The organism is Vibrio sp. Y29_XK_CS5 (assembly GCF_024181835.1).
Lineage (GTDB): Bacteria > Pseudomonadota > Gammaproteobacteria > Enterobacterales > Vibrionaceae > Vibrio > Vibrio harveyi.
This window is the reverse complement of record NZ_JAMZAM010000001.1, coordinates 1,286,792-1,304,658: the sequence shown is the minus strand read 5'-3', so window position 1 is coordinate 1,304,658 and position 17,867 is coordinate 1,286,792. Positions and strand designations below refer to the sequence as shown.

The 17,867-nt window shown below is 42.9% G+C and carries 20 protein-coding genes; 19 read left to right on the top strand and 1 reads right to left on the bottom strand.

Annotation, left to right across the window (positions count from 1 at the left end; translation table 11 throughout):
- Positions 1-65 precede the first annotated feature (65 nt).
- A complete protein-coding gene (locus NL647_RS05850; protein ID WP_005452341.1) occupies positions 66-956 on the bottom strand; it encodes a LysR family transcriptional regulator in 891 nt (296 codons plus the stop codon).
- A gap of 478 nt (positions 957-1,434) precedes the next feature.
- On the opposite strand from NL647_RS05850, the gene NL647_RS05845 reads away from it, so the two are divergent.
- The 19 genes from NL647_RS05845 (at position 1,435) to NL647_RS05755 (ending at position 17,866) form a co-directional block, all read left to right on the top strand.
- Entirely contained in the window at positions 1,435-1,641 is a 207-nt protein-coding gene (locus NL647_RS05845) for a Flp family type IVb pilin (protein ID WP_050902778.1), read from the top strand.
- A gap of 151 nt (positions 1,642-1,792) precedes the next feature.
- The gene (locus NL647_RS05840; protein ID WP_253649812.1) at positions 1,793-2,230 is read left to right on the top strand and encodes a prepilin peptidase; all 438 of its coding nucleotides are present in this window, start codon (positions 1,793-1,795) and stop codon (positions 2,228-2,230) included.
- A 21-nt stretch (positions 2,231-2,251) separates the two neighbouring features.
- Positions 2,252-3,076, top strand: coding sequence for a Flp pilus assembly protein CpaB (gene cpaB, locus NL647_RS05835; RefSeq protein ID WP_009697301.1), 825 nt, complete (start codon positions 2,252-2,254; stop codon positions 3,074-3,076).
- Positions 3,076-4,446, top strand: coding sequence for a type II and III secretion system protein family protein (locus tag NL647_RS05830; protein WP_005452333.1), 1,371 nt, complete (start codon positions 3,076-3,078; stop codon positions 4,444-4,446). The genes cpaB and NL647_RS05830 overlap by 1 nt, the downstream gene beginning before the upstream one ends.
- Positions 4,443-4,919, top strand: coding sequence for a hypothetical protein (locus NL647_RS05825; RefSeq protein ID WP_009697302.1), 477 nt, complete (start codon positions 4,443-4,445; stop codon positions 4,917-4,919). Before NL647_RS05830 ends, NL647_RS05825 begins: the two co-directional genes overlap by 4 nt.
- 2 nt (positions 4,920-4,921) lie before the next feature.
- Positions 4,922-6,163, top strand: coding sequence for a chromosome partitioning protein ParA (locus tag NL647_RS05820; RefSeq protein ID WP_253649811.1), 1,242 nt, complete (start codon positions 4,922-4,924; stop codon positions 6,161-6,163).
- Positions 6,160-7,431 (top strand): CpaF family protein, encoded by a 1,272-nt coding sequence (locus tag NL647_RS05815; protein ID WP_005452328.1) that lies wholly within the window; start codon positions 6,160-6,162, stop codon positions 7,429-7,431. Before NL647_RS05820 ends, NL647_RS05815 begins: the two co-directional genes overlap by 4 nt.
- A gap of 1 nt (position 7,432) precedes the next feature.
- The gene (locus tag NL647_RS05810; RefSeq protein ID WP_005452326.1) at positions 7,433-8,335 is read left to right on the top strand and encodes a type II secretion system F family protein; all 903 of its coding nucleotides are present in this window, start codon (positions 7,433-7,435) and stop codon (positions 8,333-8,335) included.
- Positions 8,332-9,174 carry a type II secretion system F family protein gene (locus NL647_RS05805; RefSeq protein WP_253649810.1) on the top strand — a complete coding sequence of 281 codons (843 nt, stop codon included), beginning with the start codon at positions 8,332-8,334 and terminating at the stop codon, positions 9,172-9,174. The genes NL647_RS05810 and NL647_RS05805 overlap by 4 nt, the downstream gene beginning before the upstream one ends.
- Positions 9,175-9,185: 11 nt before the next feature.
- Positions 9,186-9,908 carry a tetratricopeptide repeat protein gene (locus tag NL647_RS05800; protein WP_253649809.1) on the top strand — a complete coding sequence of 241 codons (723 nt, stop codon included), beginning with the start codon at positions 9,186-9,188 and terminating at the stop codon, positions 9,906-9,908.
- Positions 9,909-9,910: 2 nt separating this feature from the next.
- Complete coding sequence (locus NL647_RS05795) at positions 9,911-10,393, top strand: TadE/TadG family type IV pilus assembly protein (protein WP_009697305.1); 483 nt, start codon at positions 9,911-9,913, stop codon at positions 10,391-10,393.
- The gene (tadF, locus tag NL647_RS05790) at positions 10,380-10,940 is read left to right on the top strand and encodes a tight adherence pilus pseudopilin TadF (RefSeq protein WP_009700149.1); all 561 of its coding nucleotides are present in this window, start codon (positions 10,380-10,382) and stop codon (positions 10,938-10,940) included. Before NL647_RS05795 ends, tadF begins: the two co-directional genes overlap by 14 nt.
- Before the next feature lie 4 nt (positions 10,941-10,944).
- On the top strand, positions 10,945-12,492 hold the full coding sequence (locus NL647_RS05785; RefSeq protein WP_253649808.1) for a TadE/TadG family type IV pilus assembly protein: 1,548 nt from the start codon (positions 10,945-10,947) through the stop codon (positions 12,490-12,492).
- 8 nt (positions 12,493-12,500) lie between these two features.
- Positions 12,501-13,181, top strand: a complete 681-nt coding sequence (locus NL647_RS05780; protein ID WP_253649807.1) for an OmpA family protein — start codon at positions 12,501-12,503, stop codon at positions 13,179-13,181.
- 118 nt (positions 13,182-13,299) lie between these two features.
- Positions 13,300-14,694, top strand: a complete 1,395-nt coding sequence (locus NL647_RS05775) for a hypothetical protein (RefSeq protein ID WP_253650107.1) — start codon at positions 13,300-13,302, stop codon at positions 14,692-14,694.
- A 273-nt stretch (positions 14,695-14,967) separates the two neighbouring features.
- Positions 14,968-15,573 carry a DedA family protein gene (locus NL647_RS05770; protein WP_029788542.1) on the top strand — a complete coding sequence of 202 codons (606 nt, stop codon included), beginning with the start codon at positions 14,968-14,970 and terminating at the stop codon, positions 15,571-15,573.
- Positions 15,551-16,681: a D-alanine--D-alanine ligase gene (locus NL647_RS05765; protein WP_253649806.1), complete on the top strand. Its 1,131-nt coding sequence runs from the start codon at positions 15,551-15,553 to the stop codon at positions 16,679-16,681. Before NL647_RS05770 ends, NL647_RS05765 begins: the two co-directional genes overlap by 23 nt.
- Positions 16,682-16,943: 262 nt before the next feature.
- Complete coding sequence (locus NL647_RS05760; RefSeq protein ID WP_005452306.1) at positions 16,944-17,384, top strand: YHS domain-containing (seleno)protein; 441 nt, start codon at positions 16,944-16,946, stop codon at positions 17,382-17,384.
- A gap of 29 nt (positions 17,385-17,413) precedes the next feature.
- On the top strand, positions 17,414-17,866 hold the full coding sequence (locus tag NL647_RS05755) for a hypothetical protein (RefSeq protein ID WP_005452305.1): 453 nt from the start codon (positions 17,414-17,416) through the stop codon (positions 17,864-17,866).
- The last annotated feature ends 1 nt before the right edge of the window (position 17,867 follow it).

The window sequence follows — 17,867 nt, the reverse complement described above, 5'->3', positions numbered from 1 at the left end:
GCGATGAGCGGCTCTTTTTTTATCCTGTTTTTAGAACAGCAGCTTGTACAATGAGGTCGCTTTTACTACTGCGCTAAGTCAGCAATAAAAGTCTGTTTTTTGCTTACGCAAGTCTGCAGTTCACCTTTGATCCATTGGTTAAACAAACCAAAGTCAGAATGCACCGGCCAGAAAAGGGAGGCGACAACTCTCTTGCCAAAAAAGTCGGGATGGTCGGTAATGATCTTTAGCTTATTCTCTTTCATGTTCTTCTCAATAAGAAATTCTGGCAAAAATGCCATGCCTCTTTGAGCTTTGCATAAATCGAGAATCGTGCCTAAATCGTCCAATCTCCACAAGTTATATGAGGCAATGTTCGATAAGTTGAGCAACTCTTCACATCCATCCATAAGAAGAACACGCTGAGAAGGGTTACTGGTCACTGAGGCTAAATCTTCATGTGCAACCCACCAACAGTTAACGTGAAACAATTCGTCAATGTTAAAGTCGTTGTTTGTTTTGTGGTATGGGTTTCCCAAGGCAAGATCTATTTTTCCCTCGTTGATGTAATTTCCCAAAATAAAGCTTGGCTTGGTGACTACTACCAAATCGACATTTGGAAAGGCTTCCGAGAAATCCAACAGTGTTTTTTTTACATCTTTATTGAATACCAATGGATCGATCCCGACACGGTAAACAATTTGTTCTGAAATATTCATTTGTATCGCTGTTGTAATCAATTCTCGGTACCTTGATACAACGGGTGCGGATAAATGAAATAGACGCTTCCCTTTCTCAGTCAACCAGACTTTTGAATTTTGCCTATTAAATAAATTGAAGCCTAAGTCTGACTCAAGATTCTGAACAGCAGTGCTAACAGTAGATTGGGATTTTCCAAGCTTACGAGCAGCGGAGCTAAATGAACCTTCCTCAACTACAGCTACGAACGAAACAATATTTTCGAATTGTAGTTTCATGATTCGACCAACCTTTTAAAAGCAAGCAAATTATAGGTTTTTGATTTGTAATTTGTATATTTGCAACACAATAGCGTGATGAAACTCGTATTTCAACTCGTTTTATAAAGCAAAATTAATTATTGGTGCTAAATTCAACGTAAGTATATTCCTACATTGCATAAACAATCATCACATTTATCTATCTTTTTGATAAAAATAATTTTTGAAAATAATAAAGTAATGACTCTATTGATGATCTATGTCTCACCGTGTGAATTAATTACCTTATAGCGACTATTGTAAATAATACTCGACATATGTCTGTAAGCCATTGTAATTTAAGTGCTTGTTGGTTCTCTATGATTTTTTCAGCATAACTTGATGTGCCGGTCTTTGCCAAATCTATCGATTCTATCGATAGGGGCTATTTTTCCATACCTTTTGGTATTCAATAGAATGGCAAAGCTTTTGTAAATCAACTTCATAGGAACTAAACATGATTACTAAACTGTACGTAAAAACAAGCCTGTTTTTGTCACAATTTAAAAACGACGAGCGCGGTGTAACTGCAATCGAATACGGTCTAATTGCTGTTGCAATGGCTGTATTAGTAACTACAGCAGTAGGCTCAGACGGTTTCATCGGCAAGCTAGAAGGTGCATTCGCTCAAGTTGCGACTGCTATCGATACTGCGAGCAATTAAGCCAAGTAATTACCTTACTGGTTTATGTAGATAATATCGCTAGATATTTGTGCCAGACCTCTGTTTTCATTGGTCTGGCTCAGTTAATTTAGAATATCTAATAAATGTTATTTGAAGCTAATCTCGATAAATTCAGGCAAGAGTCTTAATTTTGAGTCATGAATTGTATTTATTAGTATTGGCAATCGCGTGTTTGTATGTATCTATTACCGATTTTCTTCATCGTAAAATACAAAATAACGCTTTGCTTTTACTCCTCTTGTTGCAGAGTTTTCTTTCACCATTAGATCTTCAGATTACAACCTTTTTGCTGGTGCTAGGGATAGGGTTAATACTTTATGCTCTGATTTGGATTGGAGCTGGTGATATTAAATATGTCGCAGTGTTGTCACTGACAATCCCTCTCAATGACCTCCCATGGGCCTATATTATGACGGCGTTTGCTGGTGGTTTTTTAGCGATTATTTATTTAATTACTAGAAAATTAATAAGCAACACGTCGAGTAGCCAAGAAGGCATTCCGTATGGGATAGCAATTAGTGTTGGATTTTATTTAATAATTTTAACTCAAAATACGCCACATATTTAAACCTCCAAGAATGGGCACATTATGAGATCTCGACTGGTTTTACTTGTTGCTATTGTTGCCTTGATCGTAGGCGCGCTTGGCGTTGTCGACTTGTTCAAGAGTCAACCTCAACCCGAAGCTGTCGCTGAAGTGGTCGATAACAAAGATGAACAGCATGTTGCTGTATGGATGACCACCGAAGCTTATGAAAAAGGACATGCGATTAGTGCACAAGGAGTTATCAAACAACAGCTCCCACTTAGTGAAGCACTAACGCTTGGCGTCAGAGAAGACGCACAAATCAGTTTTTCACCATCCGTTTTATTAAACCGAAGCCTAAATCCAGGCGATGTTGTGTTACCAGAGTACCAAGTTTCTCCCGGTCAACCAGGGTATATCGATCTACTGGTAACGGAAGGCATGACCTTGTATCCACTGAAAGTGAGTGATCAGAACTTAATCAAAGATTACATTCGTCCTGGCTCATATATCGACATTCTTACCGTGAGCTCTCCAAACGCTAATCTCGCTGAAAATATGGATAAGCCGAAGCGCTTTCGAGGTGTAAAAGCATCCATGTTCCTAAAACATGTCAAAGTACTCAATATTGGTGATGGCGAGGGTGAAAACAGCAACATTACCGCTCGAACACCAAACAAAGAAGACGGTATGACGACGGTGGTTATCGAAGTGAAGCCAGATGAGTTGGCAAAGCTAGCGTTGGCTCAACGAACTATGCATATCGAAATTTATCGAAGCCAAACCTATACGCAGCCGGAATACGCGGAAGTACGCAATGTTATCGACAATTATACCGGAATCGAAGAGTTACGCGGTAACGTTAATGATCCTAGAGAGGCTTTGTAATGATGATACACCATCGAATTAAGCAAGTACTGTGCGTCTCCTTTACCTCTCTTTTGATTGGCTTGCTTTCTATAACAAACACTTTTGCTGCTGACCGATCTATCACACTTAATGACGGTCAGCACATTCAATTAAAGATGCCGATTGGAAAGGTGTTTATCAGTAACCCTGATATCGCCGACTACAAAATCATTAATGACAATACGCTAGTGGTTTTTGCCAATGGCATTGGTCAGTCTCGCTTGATTGTCTATGGAACAGACGATGATGTGTTGCTTTCTGACCGCATCATCGTTGATTTGGATCTAAGCGAGGTTAGACGTCAACTCAAGTTCCATTTTCCTGATGCCAAAGTCAAGGTTCAATCGGTGGGCGAGCAAGTCGCAGTGAGTGGTGTTGTTGATTCTGAAGAAACTCGTGATGACATTTATCGCATGGTGGCAACTTTACTCGGACGAGAAAAAACCGAGAAGTGGGAGAAAGTCGAAAAGCTGGAGTTCAAATCTGACTATTCAGATTATGAAGAGCCAGAGAGCATGGTTTTCGCTCGCAATATGACTTGGAAAGGAATCATTGAACGCATTAAGGTTGCAACGACACAACAGGTAAACGTCAAAATCTCAGTCGCTCAAGTTAATGAATCTTTTAGTAAAACAGTTGGGGTCGACTGGAGTTCTATTGGTTCTAAAGCGGGTGAGTTCGTATTTGACCAATTTGATGCGGCAAACCTAAGTACCTTGATCACTGCATTGGGTGACGATCAGGTTGCAGAAGTCTTGGCGGAGCCAAACCTGACGGTACTTTCCGGTGAATCGGCGAGCTTCCTTGTCGGTGGCGAAGTGCCCGTTATTGTGTCGAACAACAACAACGTGAATATTTCGTTTAAAGAGTTTGGTATTAAGCTCGACCTTACAGCGAAAGTACTTAGTCAAGACAAAATCCGAATGCAGCTAGCGCCAGAAGTGAGCGAAGTAGAAAGCTACGTCGAAGCTGCAGGCATTAAAGTGCCACAGTTGTCATCACGACGTGCAATGACAACCGTTGAACTGGCAGACGGAGACAGCTTCATCCTTGGCGGGTTAATGAGCAGTGCTGATTTAGAGAAAATGCAAAAGATTCCTTTCATTGGAGACATTCCTGTACTTGGTGCTGCATTTCGTAAAGCAACGACAGAAAGAAAGCGAACTGAGTTGATCATCGTGGCAACAGTAAACCTCGTGGAACCAATCAAACCGAAAGATATTCAGCTGCCACACATCAAGAAAACCTCAACGTTAGCGCGTTGGTTGAATATTGATTCTGACGGTAATTCTAACACGTCATCGGATGCGACGATTCGTCTGCTATCTGAAGGAGGGTTTATTCAATGAAGAAGCTAATACTTATTGCTTTATTGACATCGTCACTCTTTGGTTGCGCAACAGAGCGATATTTTGGCGGAAATGGCGCTGAAGCCGTGGTGTATAAAGAGCATCATAGCTTTGAGTTTGCAGTAAAGAATCGTGCAGAAACAGAAAAGCAGATTAAGCAACTGATTCAAAAAATCGAATCGATGGATAAAGAAGCCACTTACGTGATCGATTACAAATCCGCGCGCAGTAAAACGATGTTAAAGAAGACATTTGAGCAGTATCCGTCACACATTATTGCCCCGCAAAGAGTGGAATATCGTTATACGCCAGCTTTACCAAGTGATCTGAATATCCAAGTGACGTTAACGCGTTTGCAAACCCAGCAATGCTCGCCTGCACAGATTCAAGTTCAGTTAGGTGAACCAGACTGTTTTGTTGAATCGATGCGTCTTAAACAAGTGTCCTACAAGTCTAGATTGGTAGGAGAATAATAATGTTTGATTTAACTAAAGCATTAACAACGAAAGCAAAACCGGCACAGTCTTCGACGACAGGTGTTGCAGGATGTACGTTGTTTTATCAATCACAAGAGTGTTTAAACCTTGTTCAGGAAGTGTTTCGATTCGAAGGTTGGAATGACCCAGAATGTGTAAGAGCTAACGCAGGCTTAACCAAGCTGACGGAACAGCATAGCAGTCATATTGTTATCCTTGAACTGAACGAATCGAACAACGTCGTTGAAGATGCTAAGTCTTTCGCTAGCAAACTACCAACACACAAAGGTGTCGTGGTCATTGGTAAAGAAGATGCAATTTCGACGCTTCGTTCCCTCAAAGACATGGGCTTTTACTACGTCTTTTGGCCGGTGAACAAACAAGAGTTCGCAGACTTCTTAAACCATGTTAGTAAGAACTTGAAGACGTTCTCTGGTGTTAGCCAGAAGCGTAAGGCGAAGCGTGTAGCAGTGGTGGGTTCAAAAGGTGGTGTTGGTGCATCATTCATTACTACTGAATTGAGTTCGTTACTATCCACTCAAGGTTCCGATACCATTTTGGTTGATCACCAATACGCAGATACCAACATCGATGTTTTATTGGGACTGAAAGATTTTAAACCGCGCGGTATCGATGAGTTTACTGCTCCCTTGCATGAAATGGATGAAGAGGGAGCACTTAGCTACCTGTTTAACGCACGAAAAAATCTGCGTCTGTTGGCTATCGATGGCGACATGAGCCAAAGCGATATTCTCAACTATAACCAGACGCTCTGTGATCTTTTAGCTCGAAACACGAACTTCATTATTGAAGACTTCTCGGGCGGTGTGGACTTCAAAGTTGAACCTCAACTCTTGGTAGAAAACTTTGATGTAGTTGTGCTGGTTTTGGATGCGTCGGTATCTTCTGTAAGAAGTGCCAAACGACTGTTTGAGAAAATTTCCAATTTACAGCTCACATTATCGTCCCGAACTCGTGTGATTACATTGGTGAATTATCAACGTCCGGAAAACGCGTATGTATTACAACGTCCTGACCTTACCAAATACTTAGGTGCGGATGTTGATCTCGAAGTGGGGTACTGCAAGTCGTTGTCGCACATCATTATTGATGGCAAACGAGGTCATAAGCACGATCGTCATATTAACCGTTCTATGGAACTACTGGTCAAGCTGATTAATGGTCAACCTGTTGATCAAAAAGGCATGGGATCTTGGTTGAAGAGGGTGCGTGCTAAATGAGTTCGAATAAAGACTTATATCTTGCGTTTCGCGGGCAAATATTTGAAGCACTAGATGCTGAAGCGGTTCAGAAAATGAGCCGCCGAGACTTAGAGGCTCAAATCCAAGCCGCTGTTGATCTTCTTGCAAACAGCTACCAACGTCCGATCACTTCGATGATGAAGTCAGGCTTGGTGAAAAGCTTAATTGATGAACTGTTTGGCTTAGGTCCATTGCAGCCTTTGGTTGAAGATCAGTCTATCTCTGACATCATGGTAAATGGACCTAACAACATCTTTTTTGAAAGACACGGTAAAGTCCAAAAGTCAGAGGTGTCTTTTGTCAACGAAGAGCAGTTGTTAGCGATTGCTAAACGTATTGCTTCGCGTGTTGGACGACGTGTTGATGAACTGTCTCCAACGGTTGATGCCAGACTTGAAGATGGCAGTCGTGTGAATATCGTTATCCCACCTATTGCGTTGGATGGCACCTCGATCTCAATACGTAAATTCAGAGAGCAGAACATTGGCTTTGAAGATTTGATTGGTTTTGGTTCTATGTCTCCTGACATGGCGAGAGTGCTGATGATTGCGTCTCGTTGTCGAATGAATGTGCTGATTTCTGGCGGTACGGGTTCAGGTAAGACGACGCTGCTTAACGCATTGTCTCAATACATCGCTGAAGATGAGCGTATTGTCACCATAGAGGATGCGGCGGAATTACGCTTGCAACAACCTAACTTGGTTCGATTGGAAACGCGAACTTCGAGCGTTGAGCAGACTGGGGCAGTGACGCAGCGTGATTTGGTGATTAACGCACTTCGTATGCGTCCAGACCGAATCATTCTTGGTGAGTGTCGTGGCTCTGAAGCGTTTGAAATGTTGCAGGCCATGAACACGGGACACGATGGTTCTATGTCTACACTGCACGCCAACACACCGAGAGATGCGATTGCGCGTGTGGAATCGATGGTCATGATGGCGAACTTAAACCAGCCGCTTGATGCGATTCGAAGAACCATCGTCAGCGCTGTGCAAATGATTGTCCAGGTTAACCGACTGCGCGATGGGTCTCGTAAGATCACCAGTATCTCTGAAATCGTCGGCTTGGAAGGCGATAGTGTGGTGATGGAAGAGATCTACCGTTTCCGTTATGACGATGCACATTTTGGAGAAACCGTTAAAGGTGACTTCGTAACCAGCGGCATCATGCAACGATCTGAGCTTGTAAAGAAAGCCCAATTCTTCGGGCTGTATGACGAGCTGATGGCATCGTTTAAGGGGATATAACATGCTTTGGCTCTCACTTATCCTCTTTGCGTTCGTACTGCTTTTGGTCAGAGACTCAAAGGTCAAAAAGGTCGATCAGTTTTTCAACATCGAAGAAGCTGAAGCGGAAAACTTCAATGCTATCAACGTAAAATCACTGGTACGAAAACAAAGTTGGCAAAAGTTCAAAGAGTCTATTTCTCCAACACTAAAAGTACTTGGACCACGTTCATCGCTGTATATCGCTTTGTATATCACGGCGAGTCTCATCGCCTCTTGGTACGTCGTGGTTAAGCTGCTGTTGATGACGAATACCGGGTTGATCGTAGGCTTGTCTTTGGTGTTTACCATTATGGGTTACCGCTACCTAGTGACAAGAAGGCGACGTGATTTTGAAAACACTTTCCCTGATGCGCTAAACATTCTGATGAGTGCGGTAACCGCGGGTGACAGCTTAATGCAAGCCATCAGTTATGTTGGCGAGGTGATGGATAACTCGATTGGGCGCGAGTTTAAACTGATGGGGGACCGACTTAAGTTGGGTGAGTCTCCGGAAGTGGTACTTCAACGTTCGTGTAAAAACTACCCTTACCCAGAGTTTCTGTTTTTCACTGTAACCCTTAGAGCAAATATTGCGCGAGGCGGTCAGCTGAAAGGCGTACTAGCAAGACTTATTCGAGTTTTGGTGGACGCAAGAACCCTAGAGAAAAAGAAGATGGCCATGACGTCTGAAGCGCGAATTTCTGCCAAGATTGTTGCGGCAATTCCGTTGATTTTCATGATCATTCTTAACTATGTAAACCCTGACAACGTCAATTTCGTCTTGTATGACCCTTCTGGTCGTATCGTGTTGTTTTATGTACTTGGCAGTGAGTTATTTGGCTTGTTCATTGTTTGGTTGTTAGTCAGAGGAGTACGCGCATGATGCTATTGATTGCCCTTATAGTACTGTTTGTTTCGTTGCTTTTCTTGATTTTCGATTCGCTTCGTACAGAACAACGACGCAAAAAAGTCGCCTTTTATATTGGCGGTGATCCCGTACGTGCGCCTTCCCGTGTTAACCGCTTTTTTGTTCGTTTCGGTAAAGAGCATCGACATGAGCTGGAACAAAAACTCATCGAGGCCGGCTATTACAATACAGAGTGGGCGAAGTTCTACTTCCCTGCCAAATTAGCGGTGCTCGTGGTTGTTACAGGATTGGTGTTGTTGTCGGATATGACAGCAAATAATCAGCTAATCATCATTATTTTTACGCTTATTGCTGTGATTGTCTTGCCGGATACTTTGCTTCAAATGCGACGCAAAATGTTGATCTTTAAGACATCATCTCAGTTACCGTACTTGCTGGACATGATGTCAGTTTGCGTGCAAACCGGTATGACGATTGAGGCGGCATTGGTTTATCTGGGCAAAGAGTTGGCTGAGTTTGACTCTGACCTTTGTTATCAAATTAAACGCACCTCAGATTCGGCAAAAATCCACGGGCTAGAAAAAGCGCTAAATGACCTCAGTGAGCGTATTCCAACGCCGCCAATACGAAGCTTCGTGCTGACTATCATTCAAAACTTGCAATACGGTACATCAGTGGCTCAGGTGTTGAGCGATCTCGCTGAAGACATGCGAAAAGTGCAAATCCTGACCGTTGAGGAAAAGGTAGGCAAACTCTCCGCTAAGATGAGTGTCCCGCTGATCCTCTTCATCATGTTCCCGATCGTTATTCTGATTCTCGCACCGGGAATCATGCAAATGACATTAAATATTTAGGAGAGTAACCAGTGATTGGAAAACGCATTTCTCTCGTTTTGTTAGCGGCGGGAGTGTTGGCAGGTTGTCAATCGACACCTTCGCAGCAGAGTCAGCTACAAGATGACGTCGCGAGCATGGAAAAAGTGAAAAACTACGATGGTTTAATCTCTCACTACAAATCTCAGTTAGAGCAAGGTTCGCAAGATCCAGAAGTGAAAGAAAAGCTGGCATGGGCGTATTTCCGTAAAGGGGATATCGAGTCGGCAAACTTTTATGTTCAGCATTTGCAAAAAGAGGGGATAGAGAGCCCTGACTTGTACCAGTTAGAAGGGCAAGTGTTTGATGCAAAAAATGACACTGATAGCGCGGTAGAGGCGTATTTATCTTCCATTAAAACGGGTAATGAATCGGGACAAATCCATGTATTACTGGGTGTGTCGTACGCCAAGTTAGGTAAATACGAAGATGCCTACCAAGAGCTGAACAACGCACGTTTGCGTGGTTATGATGATGTCGCGATCAAGAACAACATCGCGATGATTCATATGGCAAATGGTGAATACGAGCAAGCCATCGAAACACTGATGCCAGTACTAAAAGATAACCCGGAAAATAAAGTAGTGAAGGCGAACCTAGCGATTGCCCTTATGAAAGCGCAGCAGATGGATGCGGCGAAGAAACTACTCAAAGGTGATTTTTCGGATCAAGAGCTCCACAGTATCGCCGTCGAATTAACTCAATATAGGAGTTAATGATGAAATTGCTTTCTAAACAAAAAGGGGTAACGGCGATCGAGTTCGTAATGGGCGCGCTCGTTTTGTTCTTTGCCACTTTTGCCATCTTTGAGTCGAGTTACCAAATCTATGTTGTGAACATGACGGAATATTCTCTTCGAGAAACTATACGAAACACCAAGATTTACGAGGGCAAAGGCATAAATCAGCAGTACGAGGACAAGTTTAAATCTCTGATCGAAGCTGATGGTAACTTGTGGCATTTCTTAATCGATAGCTCGCGATTTTCTATCAAAGGTCGTTACTACAAAACCTATGATGACTTCATTGCGAATAGAGGATATTCGGATGAGGGCTTGAACTTCAACTACAACTTAGCGGAGATAACGGTCACTTATCGTTACTCTCCGATCATAAAACTTGCCGGTGCAGCAGATCGAGATATCTCAAGCACAATGGTACTGAACTTAGAGCATGAGGGGTGGAAAGATGACGCTCCGTAAACAAGGTGTGTGTTCTCCAAAACGCCAAAAAGGCTCATTTATGGTTGAGCTTGTGTTTATTCTTACTGCGTTATGGGGTGTTTACCTTTTTGCCGCGGATTTGAGCTATCAGTTGCTTTTGCGAGCCAAGCTTGATCGTTCTAGCTTTGCGTTGGTGAACGTAATCAAAGAGCGTTCGCGTTACTTTGAGGGCGACGTGTTAGGTGGAAAAAATCTAGCGGTAACCAATGCCGATTTAGAAGACTTATCCAAAGTCGCGAGTCGAATGCTCGGCACTCCCCCAAACGATGTGGCTATCAAAATCGAGTCATTGACCAATAAAGTGAATGTGGCGGTATTTACCAGCAGTAAATACAACAGACTAAATTGCAAAACGGATTCAATACTCGCACACGCAGATTTGGCTCCGGTGGAAAAGGGCGTGGTGTATCCATTGTACCGCGTCAGCCTTTGTGAGGAGCAAAGCTCTTGGTTCAAGCCGTTCTTTAATGGCGGTACCGGCACAACCGTGAAAGTTGGCTCTTCTTCAATAATGCCAGGGAGATAGTGAAATGAGAATGCAGCAATATCAGCATCGAAGTCTCCAACAACAAAAGGGCGTCGCCGCTGTATGGATGGGCTTGTTGCTTGTGCCTATTATGGGCGTCACTTTTTGGGCTGTTGAGGGCACCCGTTATGTGCAGGAGTCGAGTCGACTAAGGGATTCAGCGGAAGCTGCGGCAATGGCTGTTACGATTGAAGACCAACCGGGTGCAGCCCGTGCGCTGGCAACGAAGTATGTCGAAAACTATGTGAGAGACATCAAGTCAACCAACCTTTCTGCTCAACGTTTTTATCAAGCGGAAGACAAGGATACTGGTGCTCTTGAGTATATCCAATACACAGTGAACGCCAGAACAACGCATGACTCTTGGTTTGCAAGCAGCTTTATCCCATCGTTTGATAAGCAGCAGGAATTAGCCGGACGATCGCTGGCAAGAAAGTACCCTGCTTATCTAGGGGATAACAACATTGATATCGTTTTCGTCTCGGACTTTTCTCGCTCGATGAATGATAAGTGGGGCTCAAGTCGGAACAAAAAAATTGACGATTTGAAAACCGCGATCGATCAGATATCAAACAAGATTCTTTGTAAAAAAATCCGTCAAGACTTCGTCGACGGAGAGTGGAAAGACGTTTGTGATGAGCCAGGAGAAGACACTACCGGGGACAAACTGCTTAACCGAGTTGGTTTTGTGCCGTTTAACGTTCGCACCAGAGAAATTGTGGCAGGCAATAGAGCCAATGCGACAAGCCAACTAAGTTACAAGAACGGGTACAAGGCTTACTTGTCACCTTATAGCTACAATGATGTCGATTGGGACTACTGGCGTACGTATACAGCAAGCGAAGTGAATAATTGTGCTTATTGGCAGTCGAGCTGTCGAAGCCCTCGGGCAGAAAATCACAATTATGCCAAACGTATTCGTGATGTTCTCGAAGCAGATCGCTACGCCGTAGCTGATGTCTACAACTATGTTGATTTACCGACTTCAGTATCGACCATGTTTACTGATAAATCAGGATTAAAGCCTAATTTCTATGGTGTGAGCGGCACCCGACTGTTTAATGCTCATGGTTCTTCATATTCATCGCAATTTTATAACATCCCATTGTCGAACAAACTTTCAGATTTGGACTCGATTAAGTCGATGTGGGCAGACGGTGGTACTGCAGCGTTTCAAGGCATATTAAGAGGATCTCAGGTTCTTCATGATGGAGACCCAAACAGTACCGATGAAGAAGAGCAGCAAGCTTACAACAAGAAAATCAAGATGTTGCTGATTTTGAGTGACGGGCAGGAAAGCCCTAACAACGGCATTCTGAAGGGGCTAGTAGACAACGGTATGTGTGACAAAGCCAGAGCAGAGATTCCGGGCTTATACATCGGTGTTATTGGTATCGATTTCCGTGCATCTCAACAAAGTGGTTTTCAAGACTGTGTTGTTAATCCAAGTGAAGACATCATTGATGTATCTAACTTAGATGAATTGATTGAAAAGATAGAAGAACTCATCCGCAAAGGCTCAAAAACAAGCGGAATAACTAAGTTGTACTAGAGGAAAATATGAAAAAGTTAGTCATTGGTGCATTCGCTATCTCGACGTTGCCGTTTAGCCTGATAGTTAAGGCAGAAGAGGGGATTAGCGTTTATTGCGACAATACCTTCAGCGAGTACCAACATAGTATCAAAGTGGATGACGTTGTCGGAATTGCTCAACATCGACAGGGCTTTTTGCAAATAGAGCAGAAGTCTAACAATGGTGAGCTCAAACAAGCATTGGCAGGTAAATCAAAGTTAGGGTTGGATCAAACAGGCTGTACGACATGGATTAGCAATCAACATAACAATCATCAAGGTGATGGCTTGGTTGCGCGTCTGCATTTTGGTTTTGATAAATCCAACTTAACACCAATGGGCAGCAAAGCTCTGGATCAACTCGCAGGTTCGCTTAAAAATAGTGATAGTGCTATTGCGGTAGATGGTCATACCGACAGCAAGGGCTCTGAAGGCTATAACCAATCGTTAGGCTTGCAACGTGCGTTGACGACGTCTAACGGTTTGATTGCGCAAGGCGTGGATAAAAGCCGTATTGTCGTTCGTTCATTTGGTGAAACTCAGCCGATTGCGTCGAATTCGACCGCTGAGGGGCGAGCACAAAACAGACGCTCAGAAATATGGGCTTCTAAGAATGATCAGGCAAAACCAGATCAAATAAAACCAGACGAAGTAAAGCCAACGGAATAGGTTTTAATCGTATAGCGTTCACCTTGCCTGAAACGCAAGGTGAAGCATTAACAACAATGGTGTCGTGGTGGGTCAATTTGGAGTGGCAGTGGGTAAATCTAAAACAATAATAGCCATTATGGTGGGGGTAGCGTGGAGTGGTATGACCGCTGCCTCAGAGCTCATTAACTTTAACGAGCAAGATACATTAAACAGCATTAATACTGCTTACGACCAGCAGTACAGTGCGCTGAGAATTGATGAAAACATCTCGCACTACAATAAATTGAATGCTGAAATAGAGTCCACCAAGATCAAATTGGCGACTAATGTCGAGATGATCAAATCTGACTCTAATCGCTTGAAAGACAAGTTGGTTGATGGTGTATATGACGAATCCTTAATTCTGACTTTGCGCAATATGTCTGCCAAAGTGAATTCAATGAAAAAGGAAATTGAAACCGCAGGGAAGTTGTTGGTCGAAACTAAGCAGCAATTGTCACAAGACCAACAAGAGGCAAGTCAAATCGAGCGAGTGAAGAACGACGCACTCCTTGCTCTGTACGAAAAGATAAAAGCGCGTCATTTGAATGAATCAAAACGTGTGATAAACGATACTTATTCTGGTCAATTGCAGTGTAACGTTGCGGAAAGTTTATCAACGTGCGTAAATCGAAATCTCCCTTCTATCAAGAACGCTTTTGTATTAAGCAAAGGTGGTTTATCTCGAATCAAACTCACGAGCTTTAAAGTCGTGGATGCAAACCAAAAATTAAACGGTGACCTTTCTTTCACTGCGGACGCAAGCTACAAGCACAATTACAGTGCGAATACAGAGGTTGAACTGAGACAAGCACTTGATCTTGATAACGTGCGCTTTGTGTTCCGTTCAAACTCACCACAAACGGTTTTCTACATCAATGACCAGGAAGTCGGCTCTGGTGAGCGAGTGGATGTAACGGGCAACTATGTGGGTATTTATAGTGTGCGAGCCGTGAACAATCATAAAACCCAGTCGCTAAAGCTAAATCTTAAAAATGGTGGCGACTACTTCTTCCCGTTTGCGAGCAAAGCCAGTGCTCCGAAGGCGGTTCCTACGCGTTTAGCGGTAGAAGACAAGACTGATGCGAACAGTGAAAAGGCTCAACCCAAAGATACAGTAAGGTTCTCTGAGAGTTTGTTACCGCCTAAAGTCGTCGCTGAGCTGGAGTCTGCAGAAGAGCCCGATCTTCAGCGTTACACCAATAAGGTATTGTACAAAGATGAAGCCTTTACTTATCTATTGCCAAGATTCAGAGGTAACAAAAAGTCTCATGACATCTTCTTAAGTCAGGATGACGCACAGAAATATTGTGAGCGTCTATCGTCTCGTTTGCCAAACAAAGCTGCTTATGAATACTTGCGCCTCTACACCTATCTATCTCCGGGAGATTACTGGACGAAAGATGGCAAAGTGTATTCATCGGAGAAGCATGAAGAATTGGATCAAGCATTTGATACAAATAAGTTCATTTGTATGGTGAACATGAACTAAGACATCGTTCACCCTTTAAATCTTATTAGTAAACAAGCACATTTAAGAGCCGCATTTCGCGGCTCTTTTTGTTCCTGTTACTGGAAACTTCCTGAATTCGACTGACGCAACAACGTTGGGCGTTATCGACTTTCTCTGTATTGCAGTGAAATTTTGTTACTGATGATCCTGTCTTTAACCATAGCCTCTGGTTATTTCTGTTCATCAATATGGATCGAAAAATCATCTCGTAGAGGCCTTGAATGACGAGTGAATAGCAATGGGACAGAGAATATGAGTGAAGTGGCAACGTTAGAAGCTTGGCTGTATCAAGGCAATGTGCCTCTGTCGATGCTATTTCTCGGAGTCGTATTGTTGTCTTACTTACTTGAAGATTTGGCTATCGTTACTGCCGCTACTTTAGCGGTAGAGCAAGTGATGCCAACACCTCTTGCGTTATTGGCGATTTTTACAGGTATCGCCACAGGAGACATAGGGCTTTATTGGCTGGGGAAATTGGCACAAAAGGTACGTTTTTTCCGCTATCGCTTGCTTCGATATCAACGTGCTAGGCGCGTGCGACGCACACTTCATCATAAAGCTTTCATTACGTTATTCATCGTTCGGTTTATTCCCGGATTAAGAACCGTAGGGTTTACGCTTAGCGGATTTTTGGATGTGCCCAAAATGAAGTTTCTCATCGCCGTGTTAAGCGCGACGAGTTTATGGACTGCGTTGATTTTTGGCTCTTTCTTCCAACTAGGCAGCATGCAATGGCTTCAACAACATCAAATAAACAGTTTGTTGATTCCGATTGGATTAGTCGTGATGTTGCTGCTCAACAAACTGATTTCAAAAACATTGTTAAGGAATACATATGGTGCAACTCGCCCACGTTGAAATGATCCCAAACGGAATGGTTAATGCTGGTATGCCCATTCTTCAAGAACCAAAGCGAGTAGTCTCTCCGTTTGAGTTTTTACCAGCTTGGTTTTTTTATACACCCGTGGTGATTCAAAGTGCGGTCCTCAGCGCTATCCACCGAGATTGGGCATTACCTTTGATCGCAAACCCTTCAATCAAGTTAAGCGGTATGGTGGGGGAGTCCAAGCATGACATTTTCGCTTCTTCGGGAGACAAAACTAAGCAGTGGATATTGCCTTTTATCACATTAACTAAGACGCATGAACAGCTTGAAACTGTTTTAGAGGACGCAATACGGCAGCTAAAACGATCGAGTTTAGAGTATCCATTGGTGGCGAAACCTGATCTTGGTTGCCGTGGTGCTGGCGTGAAGTTATTGCGTTCGGATGAACAGCTAAGAAGCTACATTAAAACGTTTCCCGTTGATGGACGTTTCCTGTTACAGAAGAAATCAGAGTACAGCGCTGAAGCTGGGGTATTTTACGTCAGGCAGCCAGGCGAAACCCGAGGGAAAATCATCTCACTGACATTAAAATATTCCCCTCGAGTGATTGGTGATGGGCAGTCTACGCTTAAGCAGCTTATCGAGAAGTGTCCAAGGGCTGGTAAGTTACAGCACCTTTATTTACCAAGGCACAGTGAGCAATTAGAGGTGATCGTCGCGAAAGGTGAAGAATTTCAACTAGCCTTTGCGGGAAGCCATTCACGTGGTGCCATTTTTCGCGATGGTAACCGATTCATTACGCAAGAGCTGGAAAAGAAGCTCGATCAAGTGCTAGGGGATTTTAATGGATTCCACTACGGGCGATTGGATATCAAGTTTAAAGATATTCATGCTCTAATGAATGGTGAACATTTTGATATCTTAGAGATTAATGGTGCGAGCAGTGAAGCGGCACATATCTGGGATAGCGATACACCACTAACTCATATCTTCGCCACATTGCTAAAGCAGTACCGATTACTTTATCAAATCGGATCAAAGCAGAAGCTTCGAGGGCATCAAACGCCGACACTGGGTGCTCTCATTCAAGCATGGCGAGAAGAGAAAGTCCTGACGCAGTTGTACCCGATGACAGACTAAAAGCATTTATCTATACCCAAGTATCTCGAGGTTATTTGGGTATGGATGCCCTACAAAGGGTGATAAATGGGGACATCTGTTATTCAACTTTACGTCATAAAACAGTTATTCAGTACTTTTCTTATTTAATTTTCAATTCTTTGTAATTTTTATCTCATTTGCCCTGTCTTTTTATTAGTACCAAATAAATCACACAGTGAATATGCTTTCTTAGTGAGGGCAATACCTCGATAGAACGTATTTCCGAATAAGGAATTTAATGATGAGAAAATTATTCGCATTACTGATGGTATTAATCAGCTTCTCTTCTTTTGCGGAAGATGAAATTTATACCGGATTTTTTAGTAATAAGGCATTAAGCGGTTATGACACGGTCTCCTATTTTACAGAAGGTCAGCCTGTGAAAGGGAACAGTAACTGGAAAACTGAATACAAAGGGGCAGACTGGTATTTCTCTTCTCAAGATAATTTAAATAAATTTATAGAAAATCCAGAAGCTTATGCGCCACAGTATGGTGGCTATTGTGCATGGGCGGTATCCGCTAAAAATGATTTTGCCCCTGCGGACCCTAAACAATGGGCAATTGTTGATGGCAAGCTGTATCTAAATTACGACGCAGAAGTGAAGCAGTGGTGGGATGATGACCGCGCAGGACATATTGCTGCAGCCGATAAAAACTGGCCAACATTGATTCAGCAGTAATAAGACTCAGAAATAATAAGGTTCATCTCATGACATTTATTCCAAAGAAACATATACCTTCGATTTTTATTGCTTTCGTTTTTATTCAATCATTATTTTTTAAGTTTACTGGTTCATATGAAACCGATCATATTTTTGGCACGTTAGGAGAATGGTCAGGGATTCATTGGTTTGGTGTTTATGGCGGGTATTTAATTGGGATTGCTGAGTTAATTGCAGCCATTTTACTGTTTACTCGTTTCCATGGTGTTGGTTCAACAATGGCCGTTGGGATTATGACAGGAGCCATTTTATTCCACTTGTTTACGCCGCTAGGTGTTGTCATGCCTGAATTTAGCGCTACGGGCGAAGTGATAGGTAATGATGGTGGATTGCTATTTGGTATGGCTTGCCTTGTTTGGCTATCCGCTATTTTCTTAACCATTCGCGATATTAGAGCTCAGGGCTCTTTTACAAACACCTTGCTAATGAAAGGAGCCTAAT

Coding starts and splice junctions, on each gene's coding strand:
- NL647_RS05850 (WP_005452341.1), bottom strand. CDS start 956: ATGAAACTACAATTCGAAAATATTGTTTCGTTCGTAGCTGTAGTTGAG.
- NL647_RS05845 (WP_050902778.1), top strand. CDS start 1,435: ATGATTACTAAACTGTACGTAAAAACAAGCCTGTTTTTGTCACAATTT.
- cpaB (WP_009697301.1), top strand. CDS start 2,252: ATGAGATCTCGACTGGTTTTACTTGTTGCTATTGTTGCCTTGATCGTA.
- NL647_RS05830 (WP_005452333.1), top strand. CDS start 3,076: ATGATGATACACCATCGAATTAAGCAAGTACTGTGCGTCTCCTTTACC.
- NL647_RS05825 (WP_009697302.1), top strand. CDS start 4,443: ATGAAGAAGCTAATACTTATTGCTTTATTGACATCGTCACTCTTTGGT.
- NL647_RS05820 (WP_253649811.1), top strand. CDS start 4,922: ATGTTTGATTTAACTAAAGCATTAACAACGAAAGCAAAACCGGCACAG.
- NL647_RS05815 (WP_005452328.1), top strand. CDS start 6,160: ATGAGTTCGAATAAAGACTTATATCTTGCGTTTCGCGGGCAAATATTT.
- NL647_RS05810 (WP_005452326.1), top strand. CDS start 7,433: ATGCTTTGGCTCTCACTTATCCTCTTTGCGTTCGTACTGCTTTTGGTC.
- NL647_RS05805 (WP_253649810.1), top strand. CDS start 8,332: ATGATGCTATTGATTGCCCTTATAGTACTGTTTGTTTCGTTGCTTTTC.
- NL647_RS05795 (WP_009697305.1), top strand. CDS start 9,911: ATGAAATTGCTTTCTAAACAAAAAGGGGTAACGGCGATCGAGTTCGTA.
- tadF (WP_009700149.1), top strand. CDS start 10,380: ATGACGCTCCGTAAACAAGGTGTGTGTTCTCCAAAACGCCAAAAAGGC.
- NL647_RS05785 (WP_253649808.1), top strand. CDS start 10,945: ATGAGAATGCAGCAATATCAGCATCGAAGTCTCCAACAACAAAAGGGC.
- NL647_RS05780 (WP_253649807.1), top strand. CDS start 12,501: ATGAAAAAGTTAGTCATTGGTGCATTCGCTATCTCGACGTTGCCGTTT.
- NL647_RS05775 (WP_253650107.1), top strand. CDS start 13,300: ATGGTGGGGGTAGCGTGGAGTGGTATGACCGCTGCCTCAGAGCTCATT.
- NL647_RS05770 (WP_029788542.1), top strand. CDS start 14,968: ATGAGTGAAGTGGCAACGTTAGAAGCTTGGCTGTATCAAGGCAATGTG.
- NL647_RS05765 (WP_253649806.1), top strand. CDS start 15,551: ATGGTGCAACTCGCCCACGTTGAAATGATCCCAAACGGAATGGTTAAT.
- NL647_RS05760 (WP_005452306.1), top strand. CDS start 16,944: ATGAGAAAATTATTCGCATTACTGATGGTATTAATCAGCTTCTCTTCT.
- NL647_RS05755 (WP_005452305.1), top strand. CDS start 17,414: ATGACATTTATTCCAAAGAAACATATACCTTCGATTTTTATTGCTTTC.